Raw genomic sequence first — 18,973 nt, forward strand, 5'->3', positions numbered from 1 at the left:
CGCATTCGCCGGACCGGCCACCACGCGCCGCACCACTGCGGCGCGTGCGGGAGTATCATGAATGGAAGCATCAGAGGTTTTGCTGGCGCGGTTTCTGGCGCTGCATCCCAAGGCAATTGACCTGTCTCTCGAACGCATCGAGCGCCTGCTGGAGAAGCTCGGTCATCCCGAACGGCGGCTGCCGCCGGTCATCCATGTCGGCGGCACCAACGGCAAAGGGTCGACCATCGCCTTCATGCGGGCGATTCTGGAGGCGGCCGGACTCATGGTGCATGTCTACACGTCGCCGCATCTCGTGCGCTTTCACGAGCGCATCCGGATCGCGCGGCCTGGCGGGGGGCGGTTCGTCAGCGAGACCGATCTCGTGGAGGCCTTCCGACACTGCGAGGCGGTGAACGCGGGTGCGCCCATCACGTTTTTCGAGATGACGACGGCGGCGGCGCTGGTGTTGTTCTCGCAGCACCCGGCCGACGTCCTGCTACTGGAGGTCGGGCTTGGCGGGCGTTTCGATACGACGAACGTCGTCAGCCATCCCGCCGCCGCGGTGGTGACGCCGGTGTCGCTTGACCACGCCGATTTTCTGGGCAACCGCGTGACGCTGATCGCCGCCGAGAAGGCCGGCATATTCAAGAAGGGCGCGCCTGCGGTGATCGCGCCGCAGGACCCGGAACCCGCCGCCGTGCTGGAGGCGCAGGCGGAGCGGGTGGGCGCGCGCCCGTTCGTCGGCGGGCAGGATTTCACCGTGCATGAGGAAAACGGCCGCCTCGTCTATCAGGACGAGCAGGGCCTGCTCGATCTGCCGCCGCCGCGCCTGCCGGGGCGTCACCAGCACGTGAACGCGGGCACGGCGATCGCGGCGCTGCGGGCGGCGGGCTTCGGCAACCTCCCGGCATCGGCCTTCGAGGCGGGTATGCTGCAGGTGGACTGGCCGGCGCGCCTGCAGCGGCTGACGCGCGGCCGCCTGGTCAGGCTGCTGCCGGAAGGCGCCGACTTGTGGCTGGACGGCGGGCACAATCCCGACGGCGGCCGCGTGCTGGCGGAGGCGATGGCGGAACTGGAGGAAAAGAATCCCGCGCCGCTGGTCATCGTCTGCGGCACGCTCGGCACCAAGGATTCAAGCGGTTTCCTGCAGCCGTTCAAGGGGCTGGCCAAGGAGGTGCTGGCCGTGCCGATCCGCGCGCAGGCGGCTGCGCGCCCGGCGGAGGAGGTGGCTGACATCGCCCGCCGGGCCGGGCTGCGGGCGTCGTCCTTCCCCAGCCTGGAAGCGGCGCTGGCATCGACCCGCAATACGGTGTGGGAGCACCCGCCGCGCGTGCTGATCACCGGGTCGCTCTACCTCGCCGGCGATGTGCTGGCCGCGAACGGCACGCCGCCGGTGTAGACAGGTTTCGGCGCCGCCATGGAGTGGCGTAACGATGGAGTAGAGTAGCATCTGTAACGGAACCGGCGCCGGTCGAGGACGGGCGCCGGATTCGCTTCACGCGAAGGCCGCTAGAGCGTTTTCAAGCAAAGCGGAGATCGGTTTGCGTGAAGAAAGCGCGTAATATCAAAAACTTATAGCATTTCGGCGTTTCAATGAAATGTCGAAATGCTATAGGCCAGCGGGCATCATGCGTTGGTGGTGATCCAGTTGGAGAGGTCGCCCTTGTGCGACGCGCCCACCTTCTGCGCGGCAAGCTTGCCTTCCTTGAACAGGAGCAGCGTCGGAATGGAGCGGATGCCGAACTGGGCCGCCGTGTTGGGATTCTCGTCGACGTTGAGCTTGACGATCTTCACCTTGCCTTCAAGCTCGGTGGAAATCTCTTCGAGCGCCGGCGCGATCGCGCGGCAGGGACCGCACCATTCGGCCCAGAAATCCACGACGACGGGCTCGGCCGACTTCAGCACGTCGGCCTCGAAGCTCGCGTCAGTCACCTTTGCTGTCATGACGGTTATCCTCGATCAGGGTTGCGCGCAGCGAAGCGCATGGTCGTTGTTCAACGTAGGCACCGCCCCGTGGGCGGTCAAGCTGCGTGCTTTCGCCCGGGCCGGGCGGGCGTGTGTTTGCACACTTTTATGGCGCGGCTGCGCGTTGCAGTGCAGACCATCGCCGGCGGCTATGGACGGCGGTCGCCGGCAGATGATATGCGGCGGACAGGGGCGCGTCGCGGCGCCGCGCCTGTTGTGCTGTTCCCGCGTCGGGATACGCAATCCGGGATGACATGATGCGCTTGTCCGTTGATGCCTTGGCCGCCTTGCCAACTGCCGGCCGCTGGGGCGTGTTGCTCGTGGCCTCGGCCCTGCTGGCGGCGGGGCTCGAAGCCATCGGCGCGCCGGCGGCGCTGTTGCTGGGGCCGATGCTGGCGGGCGTCGTCGTCGGCGTTCTGAACGGCAGGCTGCATGTGCCGCCGCTGGCGTTCAGCCTTGCGCAATCGTTGGTCGGCTGCCTGATCGCGGCCGACATCACGCCGGGGATCGTGACGTCTTTCCTGCGGGACTGGCCGCTGTTTCTCGGCGTGGTGGTGGCGACTATCCTGGCCAGCAGCTGGCTCGGCTGGCAGATCAGCCGGACGAACGTTCTTCCCGGCACGACAGGCATATGGGGGTCGTCGCCCGGCGCGGCCTCGGCGATGGTGCTGATGGCGTCTGCTTTCGGCGCGGACGTGCGTCTCGTCGCCTTCATGCAATATCTGCGGGTGATCTGCGTCACGCTGGCCGCCTCGCTCGTCGCGGGGCTCTGGACGCAGACGGGAACCGTGCACGTCAGCAGGGAGTGGTTTCCGGCCCATACGGCCGCCGAATGGGCGACAACGGCCGCGCTGGTGCTCGCGGGCCTCGCCGCCACGCGGCTGCTGCGCTTCCCGTCCGCGTCGTTTCTGCTGCCGATGCTGTTGGGCGGCCTGCTCAACAGCCTCGGCCTCGTCAGCTTCGCCCTGCCGCCGTGGCTGCTGGCGCTGGGCTATGTCGCGCTGGGCTGGAGCATCGGTCTCGGCTTCACCCTTCAGGTACTCGCCGTGGCCATGCGGGCGTTGCCGTGGATTCTGGCCTCGATCGCCTTGCTGATCGCCTTCTGCGGCGGCCTCGCGGCGGTGCTGGTCTATGCGCTGGGGGTTGACCCGCTGACGGCGTATCTGGCGACGAGCCCGGGCGGGCTCGACTCGGTCGCCATCATCGCCGCCGCCAGCAATGTCGATCTCGGTTTCGTGGTGGCCCTGCAGACGGTCCGCTTCGTGATCGTCGTCCTTGCCGGGCCACCGCTGGCGCGGTTCACTGCCCGCCGAGCGTCGTCGGGGGAACGATCGTAGCGACGATGGAGGAATCGAGCGCCTCGTAGTCGTGCAGGCCGATGGTGTCGTAAAGCTCGGCGCGGGTCTGGAACTGGTCGAGGATGGCCTTGACTGAGCCGTCACGCTTCAGCGTGGCGTAGAGCGTCTCCTGCGCCTTGTTGGCGATGCGCAGCGACGACACCGGCCAGATGATCAGCTTGTAGCCGAACTCTTCGAACTCCTTGGCGGTGTAGTAGGGGGTGCGGCCGAATTCCGTCATGTTGGCGAGCAGCGGCACACCGGGCAGGCGGCGGGCGAACTCGCGGAACAGCTCGGCGTCGTTCAGCGCCTCGGGGAAGATGGCGTCCGCGCCGGCTTCAACATAGAGCTTCGCGCGCGCAACGGCACCCTCGATGCCCTCGCTGGCGGCGGCGTCGGTGCGGGCGATGACGTAAAGGTGGCGGCGCGCCTTCACGGCAGCGGCGACCTTTGTCGCGAAGTCGTGGGCGTCAGCGATTTTCTTGTCGTTGAGGTGGCCGCACTTCTTCGGCAGAATCTGGTCTTCGAGATGGATAGCGCCCGCGCCCGCGTCCTCGAAGGTGCGCACGGCGTGCATCACGTTCAGCGCCTCGCCGTAGCCGGTATCGCCGTCGACCAGCACCGGCAGGCCGGAGGCACGCGCCACCTGGCGGATGAAGAACGCCACTTCGTCGACGGTGATGATGCCGAGATCGGGCAGGCCCATGGAGGCCGTCATCGCCGCACCCGAGAGATAGACGGCGTCGAAGCCGGCATTGCGCGCCTGAATGGAGGCCTGGCCGTTGTGCGCGCCCGGGATCTGCAGGATGCCTTCGCGCTCGACCAGCGCCCGGAAGCGCAGGCCGGCGGGCTCGTTCGGGAGGTCGGAAGCAACAAGATAGGGCATGGTTTCGTTCCTTAAAGCAGTTTGCATTTGATTTAAGTATTAAACTAAATGCAAGTTGCGGAAAACAGCAGAAATTGGAGCGGCTTGCATAACAGCCCCGCTTCAACGATTGTGCAAACCGCCCCGCGGCGTGCCATCATTTCATGGAACGACGACACGCTCCGAAATCCTGATCGGCGGAGGGCTGACGATCGCCGCTTCGCGGGATCATACACCTTTCCCGGGCCGGAATGAAAACCGGCGGGCCATGCCCGCCGGTCGCTGTTCTTCAGGCTGCGGCGGCGCCGCGCTCCCCGATGGGCACGAATTCAAGATTCTCCGGTCCCGTGTAGTTCGCGGACGGGCGGATGATCTTGTTATCGATGCGCTGCTCGACGATGTGCGCGGCCCAGCCGGAGGTGCGCGAGATCACGAACAGCGGCGTGAACATCGCGGTCGGCACGCCGAGCAGGTGATAGGAAACGGCACTGAACCAGTCGAGGTTGGGGAACATCTTCTTGATGTCCGCCATCACCGATTCGATGCGTTCCGCAACGTCGAAGAGGGCGGTGGAGCCGGCCTCCTGCGACAGCTTGCGCGCCACTTCCTTGATCACCACGTTGCGCGGATCGGACACCGTGTAGACGGGGTGGCCGAAGCCGATGATCACTTCCTTCGCGTCGACGCGCTTGCGGATGTCGGCCTCGGCCTCGTCCGGATGCGCGTAGCGCTTCTGGATTTCGAACGCCACCTCGTTCGCGCCGCCGTGCTTGGGGCCGCGCAGCGCGCCGATGGCGCCGGTGATGGCGGAGTAGAAGTCCGCCCCCGTGCCGGCGATGGAGCGCGCGGTGAAGGTCGATGCGTTGAATTCATGCTCCGCGTAGAGAATGAGCGAGATATGCATCGCCCTGACCTGCGACTCGGTCGGCTTGCGGCCGTGCAGCAGGTGGAGGAAGTGGCCGCCGACGGAATCGTCGTCCGTCTCCACCTCGATGCGCCGGCCGTTGTGGCTGTAGTGATACCAGTACAGCAGAACGGAGCCGAGCGAGGCGATGAGCCGGTCGGCGATGTCGCGCGCGCCCGGGTGGTTGTGGTCCGCCGCTTCCGGCAGCACGCTGCCGAGAACGGAGACCGCCGTGCGCTGCACGTCCATGGGGTGGGAGGAGGCGGGCAACGCCTCCAGCACCTGACGCAGCGTCGCGGGCAGGCCGCGCAGGCCGCGCAGCTTCGCCTTGTAGGCGTCGAGTTCCTGCCGGGTCGGCAGATGGCCGTGGATCAGCAGGTGGGCGATTTCCTCGAACTCGCTATCCTTGGCCAGATCAAGAATGTCATAGCCACGATAGTGCAGATCGTTGCCGGTGCGCCCCACGGTGCAGAGCGCGGTATTACCGGCGACGACGCCCGACAGCGCGACCGATTTTTTCGGCGCAGGCTTCTTGACTTCTTCTGTCGTGCTCATTGCTCAGTTGTTTCCCTTCCAGTCGAAGATGCCGGTAGCGGGCGTATCCAGCTTGCCGGCGGGCAGGGTGAAGGTAAGGCCGCCGAGTTCCGCGGCGGTCAGCTCCGGCAGGCGCTCCACGATGGCGAGGAAGCGGTCCTGCTCGGCCGTCTCCAGCACGCCTTCCGTCAGCGTGCGGAACTTCTCGATGTAGTTGGGGCGCTTGAAGGGGCGCGCGCCGAGCGGATGCGCGTCCGCCACGGCGAGTTCGTCCTCGATTACCGTGCCGTCTTCCAGCGTGACGACGACGCGGCCGCCGAACGCCTTTTCCTTCGGGTCATGCGAGTGGTAGCGGCGCGTCCACTCGGGATCTTCCAACGTCGAGATCTTGTGCCACAGGGCGACCGTCCCGGGACGATTGGCGCGCTCGGGCGCATAGCTGCGCTCGTGGTGCCAGCCGCCGTCCTCCAGCGCCACGGCGAAGATGTACATGATGGAGTGGTCGAGCGTCTCGCGGCTCGCCTTGGGGTCCATCTTCTGCGGGTCGTTGGCGCCGGTGCCGATCACGTAGTGCGTGTGGTGGCTGGTGTGGATGACGACGCTCTTCACCTTGGACAGGTCGCCGACCTTCGGGCCGAGGCGGCGGGCGAGGTCGATGAGCGCCTGGCTCTGGTACTCGGCCGAGTGCTCCTTGGTGTAGGTGTCGAGGATGGCGCGCTTGGGCTCGCCCTTGGCCGGCAGCGGCACGACGTATTCAGCCGACGGGCCGGAGAGCAGCCAGGCGATGAAGCCGTCCTCGCCTTCCCACGCCGGCGACGGCGCGCCCTCGCCGCGCAGCGCGCGGTCGACAGCCTCGACGGCCAGCTTGCCGGCGAAGGCCGGAGCATAAGCCTTCCAGCTCGAAATCTCGCCCTTGCGCGACTGGCGGGTCGTGGTGGTGGTGTGCAGCGCCTGCTGGACGGCCTGATAGATGATCTCGGTCGGCAGGTTCAGCAGCGTGCCGATGCCAGCGGCGGCGGACGGGCCGAGGTGGGCGATGTGGTCGATCTTGTGCTCGTGCAGGCAGATGCCCTTCACGAGATCGACCTGGATTTCATAGCCCGTGGCGATGCCGCGGATCAGGTCCGCGCCGTTCTGGCCCGTGTGCTGGGCGACCGCGAGGATGGAGGGGATATTGTCGCCGGGGTGCGAGTACTCGGCGGCGAGGAACGTGTCGTGGAAGTCAAGCTCGCGCACGGCGACGCCGTTGGCCCAGGCTGCCCATTCCGGCGACACGCGCTGGCTCTGCTCCAGGCCGAACACGGTCGCGCCAGGCTGGTAGGGATGCGCCACGGCCTGCCCGCGGGCGCTCGCCACCGGATGGCGGTTGACGGACGCAGCGGCGACGGCGGCGTTGTCGATGATGCGGTTGCCGATTTCCTCGACCACGGCCGGCTCGACGGCAACCGGGTCAGCGGCGACCTCGGCGATCTTCCATGCGAGCTGATCCTCGCGCGCCAGATGTTCCGACGACTTGTAGGTGCGGACCTTGTGCTGCGTAACCATTGGGTGCTCCTCTGACATTAGTGGGGCCGGGTGACATCGGCGCTGCCGGATGCTCGCAGGCTCGCCGGGCCGGAACCTTGACAAACCGCAAGCGAACGGGCGGCCGCGCAAACCGACGTGCGGGATCGCCGTCACACGCATCACACTTTGCAATATCTGCAATTTCAGGGGCCGGCAAGATGCCGGAAATGCATAGTTTCCAGCGCGTCTGCGTGCTATTTTGCGAATGTTGCAAATCGGGGGAGGCAATCCTTGGGAAGAAGCCTTGTGGCTGTAAGGACTTCAGCAGGCGGAGCACCGGCGGGGCTGCCGGGCGCGAAGCCGGAAGGGGAGAAGCCGCAGGGCGGCAGGCGGCGGGCGGCCAGGCGGGAAGCGAAGAAGAACTTCATCGGCGTGCGCCTGCGGCGCCTGCGCGAGGAGCGGCAGATGACGCAGCAGGCGCTGGCGCTCGCCATCGGTCTGTCGCCGAGCTACCTCAACCAGCTTGAGAACAACCAGCGTCCGGTCACGACGAAGGTGCTGCTGCGGCTCGATGCCGTGTTCGGCGAGCATCTGCAATTGCTGTCGCAGGACGACGAGGCACGCCTTGTCGCCGACCTCGGCGATGTGGTCGCCGATCCGATGCTGGGCGAGTCCATCTCGCGGGCGGAGCTGCATGCGCTTGCGGCCTCCATGCCCGCGGTGGCACGCGCCTTCATCGCCCTGCACACGCGCTGCCGCCAGATGAGCGAGCAGTCGGCGACGCTTGCCGCGCGGCTGGGGGACGAGCGGGCCGACGCGGCTTCGCCTTTCGCACCCTTCGAGGAAGTGCGCGAGTTCATGTACGAGCGGCACAATCACATCGCGGAACTCGATGTGGCCGCGGAGAGCCTCGCCGTCGCCGCCGGCCTGCGTCCGGGCAACGCGGCCGACGAGATCGCGGCGTTGATCGCCCGCCGTCACGGCGTGCGCGTGGAGATCGCGGTCGCCCAAGAGGGGCCGGAGCGCGACATGCAGCGCAGCTACGATCCGGAAACGCGCGTGCTGCGCCTGTCGTCGCGGCTGCGGGCGGGTCAGCAGGCGTTCCAGATCGCGACCCAGCTCGCCCTGCTGGAGCACGACGGTCTGATCGCGGCGCTCGTCGCGCAGGGGCGCTTCACGAGTGCCGAGGCGCGCAAGCTCGCCCGCATCGGCCTCGCCAACTATTTCGCCGGCGCGCTGGTGCTGCCCTATGGCACGTTCCTGCGGGCGGCGGAGGCGCGGCGCTACGATATCGACCTGCTCAGCCACCGGTTCGGCGTCGGTTTCGAGACCATCTGCCACCGTCTCAGCACCTTGCAGCGTCCCGACGCGCGCGGGGTGCCGTTCTTCTTCATCCGGGTGGACAGGGCCGGCAACATCTCGAAGCGCCAGTCCGCCACCGACTTTCACTTCTCGCGCATCGGCGGCACCTGCCCGCTGTGGAACGTCTACGAGGCCTTCGCGCATCCCGGGCGCGTGCTGACCCAGATCGCGCGGATGCCGGACGGGCGCGCCTATCTGTGGATCGCCCGCACGGTCGCGCGCGATCACGGCGGCTACCGCGCGCCCAGCAAGACCTTCGCCGTCGCGCTGGGCTGCGACCTGCGGCACGCGGGCCGGCTCGTCTATTCCGACGGGCTCGACCTCAACAACCCGGCCGCCGCCACGCCGATCGGCGTCGGCTGCAAGGTCTGCGAGCGTCCCGCCTGCCCGCAGCGCGCCTTCCCGCCCATCGGCCGGGCGCTGAAGGTGGACGAGACGCGCCGCCACTTCTCGCCCTATTCGGGCGAGTGAGCCGGGGGCGCCATGCCGCGGGGAGGTAGGCCGCGAGAAGCGGTGCCGTTCATGTCGCGCGGGGGCGGGGCGTCCTCGAAGTCGAGGGCGGCGATCGCCTCGCCTCGCCTCGCCACCTTGTCGGCCGAGACACGGATCTGGCCGACGTCCTCCTGCGCCTGCCGGAAATGCGTGTCGAGCTTGTCCACCCGCTCGCGCAGGCGGCCGATGTCGTCGACGAGGCGGCCGACCTCCGTCTGGATGACACGCGCCTCCTCGCGCATGCGCGTGTCGCGGATCAGCGACTGCACGAGCTGGATCGCCATGGTCAGCAGCGAGGGCGAGACGAAGATCACCCGCGCGCGGTGTGCCCGCTGCACCAGATCGTCGAAATGCTCGTGCAGGTCGGCGTAGATCGACTCGGAGGGCACAAACAGCAGCGCGATGTCCTGCGTCTCCCCCGGCAGCAGGTATTTTTCGGCGACCTCGCGGATGTGGTAGCCGATGTCGTTGCGCACGCGCTGGACAGCGCGCCGCCGCGCCTCGCCGTCGTTCGCCTCGCGGAAGGCCGATAGGCCCTCCAGCGGAAACTTGGCATCGACGGCGAGCGGCAGGTCGCCCGGCAGGTCGATGAGGCAGTCCGGCCGCTTGCCGTTGGCGAGCGTGGGCTGGAAGCGATAGCCGTTCGCCGGCAGGCCGTCGCGGACGATCGCCTCCATCCGCCCCTGCCCGAAGGCTCCGCGCGCCTGTTTGTTGGCGAGAACGTCCTTCAGCCCGAGGACATGGCCGGAGAGTTCGGACAGGTTCTTCTGCGCCGCGTCGATGAGCGCAAGCCGTTCGTTGAGGCTGGCGATATGAGCCGCCGTATGCCGGGCGGAGGCGTCGAGGTTCTGCCCCACACGATGCTGCAGCCCCTCCAGCCGCTCGGACAGGAAGCGCGCCAGATCGTTCTGCCGCGTGCCGAACACCTCGGCGACGGTCTGCATGCGGCCCGTGAGCTGCGCCTGCAGGCCGCGCATCTCGGCCAGCCGTGCGTCGAGTTCCCGCGCCCGCTCGTGGGCGGCGAACGCCTCCTCGCGCCGCGCCCGCGCCAGCCCGGCGAGCTGCACGGCGATGGCTGCGAGCAGCACGAAGGCCGCCGCGCCCGCCCCCGCGAGGGCATGGAGCAGCGGCACCGGATGGCCGAAGAGGACGATCGCGTCATTCATGTCGCATCTATAGCCGATTCGCGCTGCGGATCGAACGAATAAAGAACAAGTTGACCTCGGGGTAAAGAATGCTTATCTCGCTGCCATCAAGGCAGAGGCACGATGACGATCCTTCCCATTCTTGTACTTCCCGACCCCCGGCTGCGGCTGGTTTCCAAGCCGGTCGAGGCGGTGACCGACGATATCCGCACGCTCGTCGCGGACATGTTCGAGACCATGTACGACGCGCCCGGCATCGGGCTGGCGGCGATTCAGGTCGGCGTGCCCAAGCGGCTGCTGGTCGTCGATGTCGGCAGCCGCGAGGAAGAGCGCCAGCCGATGACCGTCATCAACCCCGAGATCGTCTGGGAGTCGGACGACGAGTTCCGCGTTCATCAGGAGGGGTGCCTCTCCATTCCCGAGTATTATGAGGAGGTGGAGCGCCCGGCGCGCGTGCGCGTGCGCTACATGGATCTCGACGGCGCGACGCGGGAGATCGAGGCTGACGGCCTGCTCGCTACCTGCCTGCAGCACGAGATCGATCATCTGAACGGCGTGCTGTTCATCGATCACCTGTCGCGGTTGAAGCGCGAGCGGGTCAGCCGCAAGTTCGCAAAGGCGGCGAAGCATGCCGGCCGGGCCGGCGGCGAGGGCGAGCACACGGAGGCATGACGCAGGAAATGACGGAACTCGACAGTCCGGCGGATGCGATCACGGGCGGGCGCCGGCCTTCCGCGGGCTCTCTGCCGTTCGCCTGGCGCCCCATGGAGCCCGACGACCTTGACGGCGTGCATGCCGCCGGCGAGCGTGTGCATCCCGGCTATCCGGAGCGCATCGAGGTGTTCGCGGAGCGGCTGCGACTCTATCCGGAAGGCTGCCATGTGCTGGAGATGGACGGCGGGACGGCCGGCTACGTCATCAGCCATCCGTGGCATCCGATGATGCCGCCCAAGCTCGACAGCCTCGTGGTGGCGATGCCAACCTTCCCGGCGACGTTCTACATCCACGATCTCGCCCTGCTGCCGCAGGCGCGCGGCAGCGGCGCGGGCGCGCGGGCGGTCGCGCATCTGGCGGAACACACGCGCGCCATCGGTCTCGCCGACCTGTCGCTCGTGGCGGTGAACGCCTCCGCGCCGTTCTGGCGGCGGCAGGGGTTCGAGATCGTCGAGGATGCGCGTCTCGCCGCGTCGCTGAAAAGCTACGACACCGACGCGCGCTTCATGATGCGCCGGCTTGAGGCGGTTTTGCCGCTGTAGGCGGCGATTCGGGTTTGTAATCCGGAAAAAAATCTTTATAAGACGCTGGCGCCCGCGTGACACCCTTGGAGGCACGGGCGCTTTCGTGAGCCGGAGACCACCGGGCCGTGCATGTGCGCGGCCATTTGCATTTCCGGCAGTCGTTTACATTTTCGTTTGTCAAGGATGATCAATATGTCCGCTGCCCATTCGGCAAAGCCGCTCAAGGCTACGGCGCGCGCAGGGGTCGGCAAGGGGGCCGCCCGTGCAATCCGCCGTCAGGGTCAGGTTCCCGCCGTGATCTACGGCCTCGGCGCCCCCGCCCAACCCGTCGCGCTCGACTTCAACGAGACGAAGCGTCTCATCTACGCCGGCGGCTTCCTCAGCACGCTGTTCGAGATCGACGTCGACGGCAAGAAGACCACCGTCATTCCGCGCGATTACCAGCTCGACAAGGTGAAGGATTTCCCGATCCATGTCGACTTCCTGCGCGTGGCACGCGGCGCGAAGATCGAGGTCGAGGTGCCGCTGCACTTCGTCAACGAGGAAGCCGCTCCGGGCCTCAAGAACGGTGGCACGCTGAACATCGTTCACCACAAGATCGCGCTGGTCGTGGCGGCTGACGCCATCCCGGACAGCGTCGAGGTCGACGTCGGCAATCTGGAGATCGGTGACTCGGTCCACGCCGAGACCCTGAAGCTGCCGGAAGGCGCCGAGTTCGGCGCGATCGAGCGCGACTTCACGGTCGTCACCGTCGTTCCGCCCACGGTTTCCGAGGCGGCGGAGACGGAAGCGGCCAGCTAATAATCCGGCTGGACCGGAGACGGACGCTCGCGGATCGTGGCATGCGCGGGCGCCCGTCCCCCGGACGCGGCGGCGGAGCGTCATCGAGGGGGCGTCATGCAGCTCATTGTTGGACTGGGCAATCCCGGCGAACGTTATGCGCGCAACCGCCACAACATCGGCTTCATGGCTGTGGATGCCATCGCCCGCGGGCACAATGCCGCGCCCTGGCGCAAGCGCTTCCATGGGCTGACGTCGGAGGCGGTGATCGGCGGCGAGCGCGTGCTGCTGCTGCTGCCGCAGACGTTCATGAACGAATCCGGCATCGCAGTCGCGGAGGCGGCGCAGTTCTACAAGATACCGCTGTCGGGCGTCGCGGTGCTGCACGACGAACTCGACCTCGCCCCGGCGAAGCTGCGCGTCAAGACGGGCGGCGGCAACGCGGGTCACAACGGCCTGCGCTCGATCACGGCACACATCGGCAACGATTACCGGCGCGTGCGCCTCGGCATCGGCCATCCGGGCGACAAGTCGCGGGTGCACGCCTATGTGCTGGGCGACTTCGGCAAAGGTGAGTGCGCGTGGGTGGACGACCTGGCCCGCGCCATCGCCGACAACGCGGCGCTGCTGGCGAAGGGCGACGATCCCACCTTCCAGAACCGTGTGCATCTGGCCATGGAGGCGCGGGGCTGGACGGACGTGAAGAGCGTCACGGAGCGTACCCCCGGCTGACCTGCGGGCTGCCCCGCCGGGTTGATTTGCCCGGTTGACCCGGGACGCGCCATAGGGCACTCAGGCCGGGATATCTTTGGCATCGATGCCCGTGCCCGGGCATCTCAGAAAGGCGGCCGCCGCACGGCGTCGCGGGCGAGGATCATGGGTTTCAAATGCGGCATCGTCGGCCTGCCGAACGTCGGCAAGTCCACGCTCTTCAACGCGCTGACGCAGACGGCGGCGGCGCAGGCAGCCAACTATCCTTTCTGCACCATCGAGCCCAACGTGGGCGACGTGGCGGTACCGGATGCGCGCCTTGACGTGCTGGCGGAAATCGCCGGCTCCGCACAGATCATCCCCACCCGGCTGACCTTCGTCGACATCGCGGGCCTTGTGCGCGGCGCCTCGCGCGGGGAGGGGCTCGGCAACCAGTTCCTCGCCAATATCCGCGAGGTCGATGCCATCGCGCATGTCGTGCGCTGCTTCGAGGACGGCGATATTACCCATGTCGAGGGCCGCATCGACCCGATCAACGACATCGAGACCATCGAGACGGAGCTGATGCTCGCCGATCTCGACAGCCTCGAAAAGCGGGTCATCGCGCTGGAGAAGAAGGCGCGCGGGCAGGACAAGGAGGCGAAGGAGGCGCTCGACCTCATCAACCGCACGCTGCCGCTGCTGCGCGACGGCAAGCCTGCCCGCCTCGTGGAGCGGAAACCGGAGGAGGAACGCACCTTCGCCCAGCTCGGCCTGCTGACCTCGAAGCCCGTGCTCTATGTCTGCAACGTGGATGAGGGCTCGGCCGAGGCGGGCAACGATTTCTCCGTCCGTGTCTTCGAACGCGCGAAGGCGGAAGGCGCTGTCGCCGTCGTCGTCTCGGCCCGGATCGAGAGCGAGATCGCCGTGCTGCCGCCAGAGGAGCAGAAGGAATATCTGGAGGCCATCGGCCTGACGGAGCCCGGCCTCAACCGCGTCATCCGCGCCGGCTACAAGCTGCTCGGCCTGCTGACCTATTTCACCATCGGCCCCAAGGAGGCCCGCGCCTGGACGATCACGGCCGGCACGCGCGCACCGGCGGCGGCGGGTGTCATCCATTCTGACTTCGAGAAGGGCTTCATCCGCTCCGAAACCGTCGGCTATGACGACTACGTCGCCTGCAAGGGCGAGGCCGGCGCGCGCGAGGCCGGCAAGTTCCGCCTCGAAGGCAAGGATTACATCGTCGCGGACGGCGACGTGCTGCACTTCCGCTTCAATACCTGACGGCCGCGTGCCAGCCTCATGCGCAGGTCGCCTTCCCGAAAACGGGAAGGCGACCCTCTCGCCGGGCACGGCTCCGGCTCAGCGCATTTGCTCTACGTCTTGACACCGCTATTCGTGACCGGAGGCTCCGGAGCAGGCGGCGAAAGGCTCTTCTGCACCTTCTTGCAGATGCCCACGACAACCGGGCACACAAGGCCGGCTATCGGGCCCGAGACCAGCAGCGGCAGGAATCCGAGCCATCCCAGGGTCGCGAAAAGAACCGTTCCTATCCATGCCACCACTTCCATCGAAGACGCGAACTTTTTCATGAACTCCGTCCGCGCGGGCGACTTGGCCGCCCAGGTGACGAGCTTCCGGGCACACGTCGTCACGAAAGACTCGATCCACCTTGGAAAGATCGAATTCGCGTCGTTTTCAGGAAGCTTGACGTCTACCGCAGCTTTCGGCTTGATCTCCGAGGGTGCCGTGAGGCTGAGACCGCCCGATGTCGAGATATCGGACAGGTTCTTGAACAAGTTCTTGTTGCTGTTGAGCGGCGAGTTCCTGTCACTGAATATGCCAGATTTTGCCTGGCTCTCTTGAATCGCAACGTTTATCTTTCGCCTGCGGGGCGAAGAAGCGGCTTTTTGCTGCTGTGCAGTCGCCAGTCTCTCCGCCTGCCCGGTCTCGAACGCGGCATCGCGCCCGCTCGTCTCCATATAGCGCAGTTGCTGTTCGGATAGCGTCTGGACGCACTTGTTTTGCCGGTGCAGAGGCGTACCCTCTGACTTCGTCACGCCAACCGCCCGGTTCCTGAAGCTGTCCCTGCCGTTGTTCGTTACGATGATTTTCGTGCCGAGCCGTGCCGCGATGCCCGATGGGCTGTCGCCATTCGTGGGATTGGAGCTGACTGTCTGTCGGGAGGCGGTTCTGGGCAGGGCGGGCATCCCTTTCGCGGGGCCGGATGCGACGTCCCGATAATGCGGATACATCAAACGCGCTGAAAAATTATGAACATTGGACATGACTGTCCTCCGAAGTAATAAAGATCTATAAAATTGTTCTGGGCATACCTTTTGCGCAACGTTATGTCGAAAAAAGACAGTGACGGGATTCTTAATTTCTACAGGAAGCCAAAACGCCTGAAAAAGACGCCTCCGCCGCTCCCCACACCTCCATCTTGACCCTCTGAGGCCTATAAATATCGAATTATGCTTATGGTTTATTATGATTCTTCTTAATTATACTGCGGAACGGAACTCATATGAAACATTTATGTAGTCTAGCTCCAATATGACGAAAAACGCAAGCATGCTGTGTGCGGTTCAGCACACTCTGTCAAAATAATAACATTGATTCATATATTCTATAGAATGTATATAATTTTTGTCAAGCCGGCGAACGATGCGTCTGACAGCGCTATGCGGCCGCGGCGTGCTGCGCTTCTTTACGCCGCGAAGTAAAGAGCGATCGTGTAGACCAGCACGTAGAGAGCGTACGTCTGTCCGTTGCCGCTATAGAGCAGCCGGACGTTGCCGGCCAGCCAGAGCGTGAGGCCGGCCAGACCGTCCCATAACGCGCTGAAGCCGGGCACGTTGACCCTCCCGAGCACCCCCTTGAAGAACATCAGGAAGCCGGAGATCGGGGAGGTTCCGCCCGTTTCGTCGCGCGCGGGGGCGCAACGGCGGTACACCAGCACGGCAAGGCCGAACAGCGCCAGCGAGATGACCACGGCCATGCTCATGACCGGCAGTGGATTGAGCGCGTCGTAGATTTGCTCCAGCGACCGCCCTTCCCAGATCAGCGAGGCGGCGAAATAGGGATCGATGGCCAGCGACAGCGGCTCCATGAGCAGCTTCGGGTAGAACGACAGCACGAGGATGCCCGCCACCAGCAGGGCTTGCGGAACGACGAGCGCGGCGGGCGCTTCCGCCACCTGCGCATAGGCGGCGCCCCGGTCGCGCAGGAAGAGGCCGTATGCGAAGCGTGCCATGTAGAGGAAGCCGGCGAAGGTCGCGAGGAAGCCGACGGCGGCGAGCGCATACCATTCCCTGTCCATCATGGTGCCGATCAGCAGCCATTTGGAGCCGAAGCCCGCGAGCGGCGGCAGGCCCGCCATCGCGATCAGCGCGATGACCGAGGCGGCGAACGTCCACGGCATGCGGCCGGCCAGCCCGCCGAGGCTGCTGAAATTGCCAGCCCCCGTGCGCAGGATCACGCCCGCGACGGCAAGGAACAGGACGCCCTTCACCAGCAGGTGGCTCGCGACCAGATAGAGGGCCGTCACCCAGCCGATATGGCTCATCAGCGCGATGGCGGCGACGATGTAGCCGATCTGGCTGACGCTCGAATAGGCCAGCATCCGCTTGACGTTGTCCTGAAAGAGGGCGAGCCCGGCGCAGATGAGCGTCGTCGCGAAGCCGATCCACGCGAGCAGATGCGCGAGGTCCAGCCCGGATTGCGAGCGAATGGCGAGATAGGTGATGCTCAGCAGCCCGAAGATCGCCACCTTGCTGATCACCGCCGAAAGCAGCGCCGTGAGGTCGTCGTCCGCCAGCGCGTAGGTGCCGGGCACCCAGACATGGACGCCCAGCACGCCCGCCTTCACCAGACAGCCGGCGGCCAGCAGCACGAAGGCGAGGTTCGCGTCAGCGTCGAGCATGCGCAGCACGCCGAGATCCACGGTGCCGCTGACGCCGTAGATCTGGCCGAAGCCCGCAAGCAGGAGGAAGGCCGCGGCAAGCGAGAACAGCAGGTAGCGCAGCGTCTGCGAGCCTGTTCTGCCGCCATGCGCGATCAGGAAATAGGACCCGAGCGTGACGAACTCCCAGCACACCAGGAATTCGAGGCCCGTCATCGCCCCCGTCAGCGCCGGCATCGACAGCAGCGTCACGGCGAGCAGCGGATAGTAGTAGGGCCGGGGCTCGGCGCGGTAGAGCGCGCCCAGCCCCACCACCAAACCGCCGCCGATAAACAGGGCGCCGAACAGCCAGGCGATGCCGTAGACCCCGGGCAGCAGCCACGGCCCGATCACGGCGACGCTGAGCAGTGCGAGGGCGGCCTTCACACGGCCGGACGGATGCAGCAGCCGCTCGACAAGGGCGAGCGCCGCGCCGGCGGCCAGCGGCGCGAAAATCCACAGCGAAAAGGGTGCGGCGAGAAAGGCGGCGAGGCCGCCGCCCGCGAGCAGCAGCAGGATGGCGCCAGCCACGGGCGCCACCTGGAGCGGGCCCGTCACCGTCAGTGTCTCGTCCGTGCGTGCGTGGAGCGAGCGCCCGAGCCAGCGGAACATGTAGGCCGCCTCAAGCAGCGAGCCGACGAGCACGGCGGCGATCGTCCAGCCATAGCCCGCGGCGGATAGCTGCATCACCAGTTCCCACTTCGCGAAGAAGCCGGGGAAGGGCGGCAGGCCGGAAATCGCCACCACCAGCGCCGCGAACGAGGCGACGAGCACCCTCCGGCGGGCGACGGGCGACCATCCGGCCGTCGACTGCCGCCCGACGAGGTCCGCCAGCCAGAACAGGCCCGCCTTCGCCAGCAGGTGGTTGAGGAACAGGCCGCCCACCACCAGTGGTATCGCCGGGACGGCGCCGTTCTTTTCGAGCAGCGCGAGCGCCAGCGTCAAAAGGCCCATCTGCCCGACGGAGGAGTAGCCGAGCATCCGCTGCACCCGCACCTGCCGCAGGCCGAGGAGATTGGAGGCGACGAAGGTGAGACCGCCGGAAAAGGCGATCAGATCGAGCCACGGCGCGAACAGCGGCAACAGCTTGTAGAGCGCGAAGAACACGCCGGCCGAGACGCCCACCGACACGAAGGCCGCGATGCCGCCGGGCGCCGTCTCGTAGACGTCGATGCCCCAGCCGTTGGCGGGGAACGGTTTCAGCTCCACGAGCAGCGCGGCGAGCAGCAGGATGAGCGCCGTCGTCGCGATGGGGCCGGCGGGCGGTTCGGGCAGGCTTGCGAGCGCGTCGATGTTCAGCGTGCCGGTCGTGAAATAGAGCAGCGCGGTCGCCAGCAGGAAGAAGGTCGAGGCGATGACGGTGGCGACGATGTACTTGAACGCTGCCGCCAGCGATCGCGCCGTGCCGGCAAGGCCGAGCAGCCCGTAGGTGGCGATGGACACGATCTCCAGAAACACGAACAGGTTGAAGAGATCGCGCGTCATCACCATGCCGTTGATGCCCATCACGCCGATCAGGTAGAGCAGCATGGCGCCGTAGTGCTCGCGCAGGCGCGGCCACAGGTGGATGGCCCCGAGCAGCGACACGACGTTGACGGAAAAGGCGAAGAACCCCTCCACGACGCCGAGACGCAGGCTGATCGACACGGGCGGCGCGGTGCCGGCGGTGAGGACCTCGATGGCGGGCGCGCCCGACAGCACCTCGATGAAGCTCACGCCGCTGACGACGGCTATGCCGGCGAGCGCGAAAAAGAACACCAGCGGCAAGCGGGACTTCGCCAGCCTGTAGAGCAGCGGGATGAGGAAGCCGCCGCCGAGCCCGAGGATGTAGATGTTCAGCGGATGGAACAGGACACTCACCACTTCGACTCCGTGAAGGCATCGATGGAGAGCGTACCCTTCGCTTTATACAGCCTGATGGCATAGGCGAGCATGATGGCGGTGACCGAGAAGCCGATGACGATCGCCGTCACCACCAGCGCGGAGGGAATGGGGTCGACCGCGTTCAGCGCCGCCTCGCCCGGCCCCATCGTGTCGTCGAGGATGGGGGCGGTGGCGCCGGTGACGTAGCCCGTGGCGACGAGTACGATGTGGATGCCGGTGTCGACCAGCGAAAAGCTGATGATGATGCGCAGGATGTTGCGATGCGACAGCAGCCCCCAGAGGCCGATGAGCACGAGCCCGAAGCCGACGGCCAGGGCGAGATGGGAAACCGGAAAGTCCATCGCGG

16 protein-coding genes are annotated in these 18,973 nt (G+C 66.5%); 8 read left to right on the forward strand and 8 right to left on the reverse strand.

From position 1 onward, the window contains the following. The first annotated feature begins 61 nt into the window (after positions 1-61). Positions 62-1,381 (forward strand): bifunctional folylpolyglutamate synthase/dihydrofolate synthase, encoded by a 1,320-nt coding sequence (locus FHS82_RS16040; RefSeq protein WP_166954627.1) that lies wholly within the window; start codon positions 62-64, stop codon positions 1,379-1,381. A 227-nt stretch (positions 1,382-1,608) separates the two neighbouring features. Here FHS82_RS16040 and trxA read toward each other — a convergent pair whose 3' ends face one another. After that, a complete protein-coding gene (trxA, locus tag FHS82_RS16045) occupies positions 1,609-1,926 on the reverse strand; it encodes a thioredoxin (RefSeq protein WP_166954629.1) in 318 nt (105 codons plus the stop codon). A 278-nt stretch (positions 1,927-2,204) separates the two neighbouring features. Between trxA and FHS82_RS16050 the strand changes: the two genes are divergently transcribed. After that, entirely contained in the window at positions 2,205-3,284 is a 1,080-nt protein-coding gene (locus tag FHS82_RS16050; RefSeq protein WP_166954631.1) for an AbrB family transcriptional regulator, read from the forward strand. On the opposite strand, the gene prpB is transcribed toward FHS82_RS16050, so the two are convergent. The 3 genes from prpB to FHS82_RS16065 all read right to left on the reverse strand — a co-directional run bounded on the left by prpB (position 3,247) and on the right by FHS82_RS16065 (position 7,132). Continuing rightward, on the reverse strand, positions 3,247-4,170 hold the full coding sequence (gene prpB / locus FHS82_RS16055; protein ID WP_166954633.1) for a methylisocitrate lyase: 924 nt from the start codon (positions 4,168-4,170) through the stop codon (positions 3,247-3,249). The two genes, FHS82_RS16050 and prpB, sit on opposite strands and share 38 nt — an antisense overlap. A 268-nt stretch (positions 4,171-4,438) precedes the next feature. Then, positions 4,439-5,608, reverse strand: coding sequence for a bifunctional 2-methylcitrate synthase/citrate synthase (gene prpC, locus FHS82_RS16060; RefSeq protein WP_166954635.1), 1,170 nt, complete (start codon positions 5,606-5,608; stop codon positions 4,439-4,441). Between the two features lie 3 nt (positions 5,609-5,611). Then, positions 5,612-7,132 carry an MmgE/PrpD family protein gene (locus FHS82_RS16065; protein ID WP_166954637.1) on the reverse strand — a complete coding sequence of 507 codons (1,521 nt, stop codon included), beginning with the start codon at positions 7,130-7,132 and terminating at the stop codon, positions 5,612-5,614. Positions 7,133-7,525: 393 nt separating this feature from the next. Between FHS82_RS16065 and FHS82_RS16070 the strand changes: the two genes are divergently transcribed. After that, complete coding sequence (locus tag FHS82_RS16070; protein ID WP_343042603.1) at positions 7,526-8,926, forward strand: short-chain fatty acyl-CoA regulator family protein; 1,401 nt, start codon at positions 7,526-7,528, stop codon at positions 8,924-8,926. On the opposite strand, the gene FHS82_RS16075 is transcribed toward FHS82_RS16070, so the two are convergent. Next, positions 8,911-10,113, reverse strand: coding sequence for a DNA recombination protein RmuC (locus FHS82_RS16075; protein WP_166954639.1), 1,203 nt, complete (start codon positions 10,111-10,113; stop codon positions 8,911-8,913). The genes FHS82_RS16070 and FHS82_RS16075 overlap by 16 nt on opposite strands. Before the next feature lie 102 nt (positions 10,114-10,215). On the opposite strand from FHS82_RS16075, the gene def reads away from it, so the two are divergent. The 5 genes from def to ychF all read left to right on the forward strand — a co-directional run bounded on the left by def (position 10,216) and on the right by ychF (position 14,084). Next, on the forward strand, positions 10,216-10,764 hold the full coding sequence (def, locus tag FHS82_RS16080) for a peptide deformylase (protein ID WP_166954642.1): 549 nt from the start codon (positions 10,216-10,218) through the stop codon (positions 10,762-10,764). Next, entirely contained in the window at positions 10,761-11,348 is a 588-nt protein-coding gene (locus FHS82_RS16085) for a GNAT family N-acetyltransferase (RefSeq protein ID WP_246225380.1), read from the forward strand. Before def ends, FHS82_RS16085 begins: the two co-directional genes overlap by 4 nt. 174 nt (positions 11,349-11,522) lie before the next feature. Beyond that, positions 11,523-12,131: a 50S ribosomal protein L25/general stress protein Ctc gene (locus tag FHS82_RS16090; protein ID WP_166954644.1), complete on the forward strand. Its 609-nt coding sequence runs from the start codon at positions 11,523-11,525 to the stop codon at positions 12,129-12,131. Positions 12,132-12,227: 96 nt separating this feature from the next. Beyond that, positions 12,228-12,842 (forward strand): aminoacyl-tRNA hydrolase, encoded by a 615-nt coding sequence (pth, locus tag FHS82_RS16095; protein ID WP_166954646.1) that lies wholly within the window; start codon positions 12,228-12,230, stop codon positions 12,840-12,842. A 144-nt stretch (positions 12,843-12,986) separates the two neighbouring features. Continuing rightward, complete coding sequence (gene ychF, locus FHS82_RS16100; RefSeq protein ID WP_166954648.1) at positions 12,987-14,084, forward strand: redox-regulated ATPase YchF; 1,098 nt, start codon at positions 12,987-12,989, stop codon at positions 14,082-14,084. Positions 14,085-14,176: 92 nt separating this feature from the next. On the opposite strand, the gene FHS82_RS16105 is transcribed toward ychF, so the two are convergent. The 3 genes from FHS82_RS16105 to FHS82_RS16115 form a co-directional block, all read right to left on the reverse strand. Beyond that, positions 14,177-15,088 (reverse strand): hypothetical protein, encoded by a 912-nt coding sequence (locus FHS82_RS16105; RefSeq protein WP_166954650.1) that lies wholly within the window; start codon positions 15,086-15,088, stop codon positions 14,177-14,179. A gap of 422 nt (positions 15,089-15,510) precedes the next feature. After that, the gene (locus FHS82_RS16110) at positions 15,511-18,603 is read right to left on the reverse strand and encodes a proton-conducting transporter transmembrane domain-containing protein (protein WP_343042596.1); all 3,093 of its coding nucleotides are present in this window, start codon (positions 18,601-18,603) and stop codon (positions 15,511-15,513) included. After that, entirely contained in the window at positions 18,600-18,968 is a 369-nt protein-coding gene (locus FHS82_RS16115; RefSeq protein ID WP_166954655.1) for a sodium:proton antiporter, read from the reverse strand. The genes FHS82_RS16110 and FHS82_RS16115 overlap by 4 nt, the downstream gene beginning before the upstream one ends. Between the last annotated feature and the right edge of the window lie 5 nt (positions 18,969-18,973).

The sequence above is a fragment of the Pseudochelatococcus lubricantis genome, from assembly GCF_011762225.1.
GTDB lineage: Bacteria > Pseudomonadota > Alphaproteobacteria > Rhizobiales > Beijerinckiaceae > Pseudochelatococcus > Pseudochelatococcus lubricantis.

Coding starts and splice junctions, on each gene's coding strand:
- FHS82_RS16085 (WP_246225380.1), top strand. CDS start 10,761: ATGACGCAGGAAATGACGGAACTCGACAGTCCGGCGGATGCGATCACG.
- FHS82_RS16040 (WP_166954627.1), top strand. CDS start 62: ATGGAAGCATCAGAGGTTTTGCTGGCGCGGTTTCTGGCGCTGCATCCC.
- ychF (WP_166954648.1), top strand. CDS start 12,987: ATGGGTTTCAAATGCGGCATCGTCGGCCTGCCGAACGTCGGCAAGTCC.
- FHS82_RS16050 (WP_166954631.1), top strand. CDS start 2,205: ATGCGCTTGTCCGTTGATGCCTTGGCCGCCTTGCCAACTGCCGGCCGC.
- FHS82_RS16065 (WP_166954637.1), bottom strand. CDS start 7,132: ATGGTTACGCAGCACAAGGTCCGCACCTACAAGTCGTCGGAACATCTG.
- prpC (WP_166954635.1), bottom strand. CDS start 5,608: ATGAGCACGACAGAAGAAGTCAAGAAGCCTGCGCCGAAAAAATCGGTC.
- prpB (WP_166954633.1), bottom strand. CDS start 4,170: ATGCCCTATCTTGTTGCTTCCGACCTCCCGAACGAGCCCGCCGGCCTG.
- trxA (WP_166954629.1), bottom strand. CDS start 1,926: ATGACAGCAAAGGTGACTGACGCGAGCTTCGAGGCCGACGTGCTGAAG.
- FHS82_RS16075 (WP_166954639.1), bottom strand. CDS start 10,113: ATGAATGACGCGATCGTCCTCTTCGGCCATCCGGTGCCGCTGCTCCAT.
- pth (WP_166954646.1), top strand. CDS start 12,228: ATGCAGCTCATTGTTGGACTGGGCAATCCCGGCGAACGTTATGCGCGC.
- def (WP_166954642.1), top strand. CDS start 10,216: ATGACGATCCTTCCCATTCTTGTACTTCCCGACCCCCGGCTGCGGCTG.
- FHS82_RS16090 (WP_166954644.1), top strand. CDS start 11,523: ATGTCCGCTGCCCATTCGGCAAAGCCGCTCAAGGCTACGGCGCGCGCA.
- FHS82_RS16105 (WP_166954650.1), bottom strand. CDS start 15,088: ATGTCCAATGTTCATAATTTTTCAGCGCGTTTGATGTATCCGCATTAT.
- FHS82_RS16115 (WP_166954655.1), bottom strand. CDS start 18,968: ATGGACTTTCCGGTTTCCCATCTCGCCCTGGCCGTCGGCTTCGGGCTC.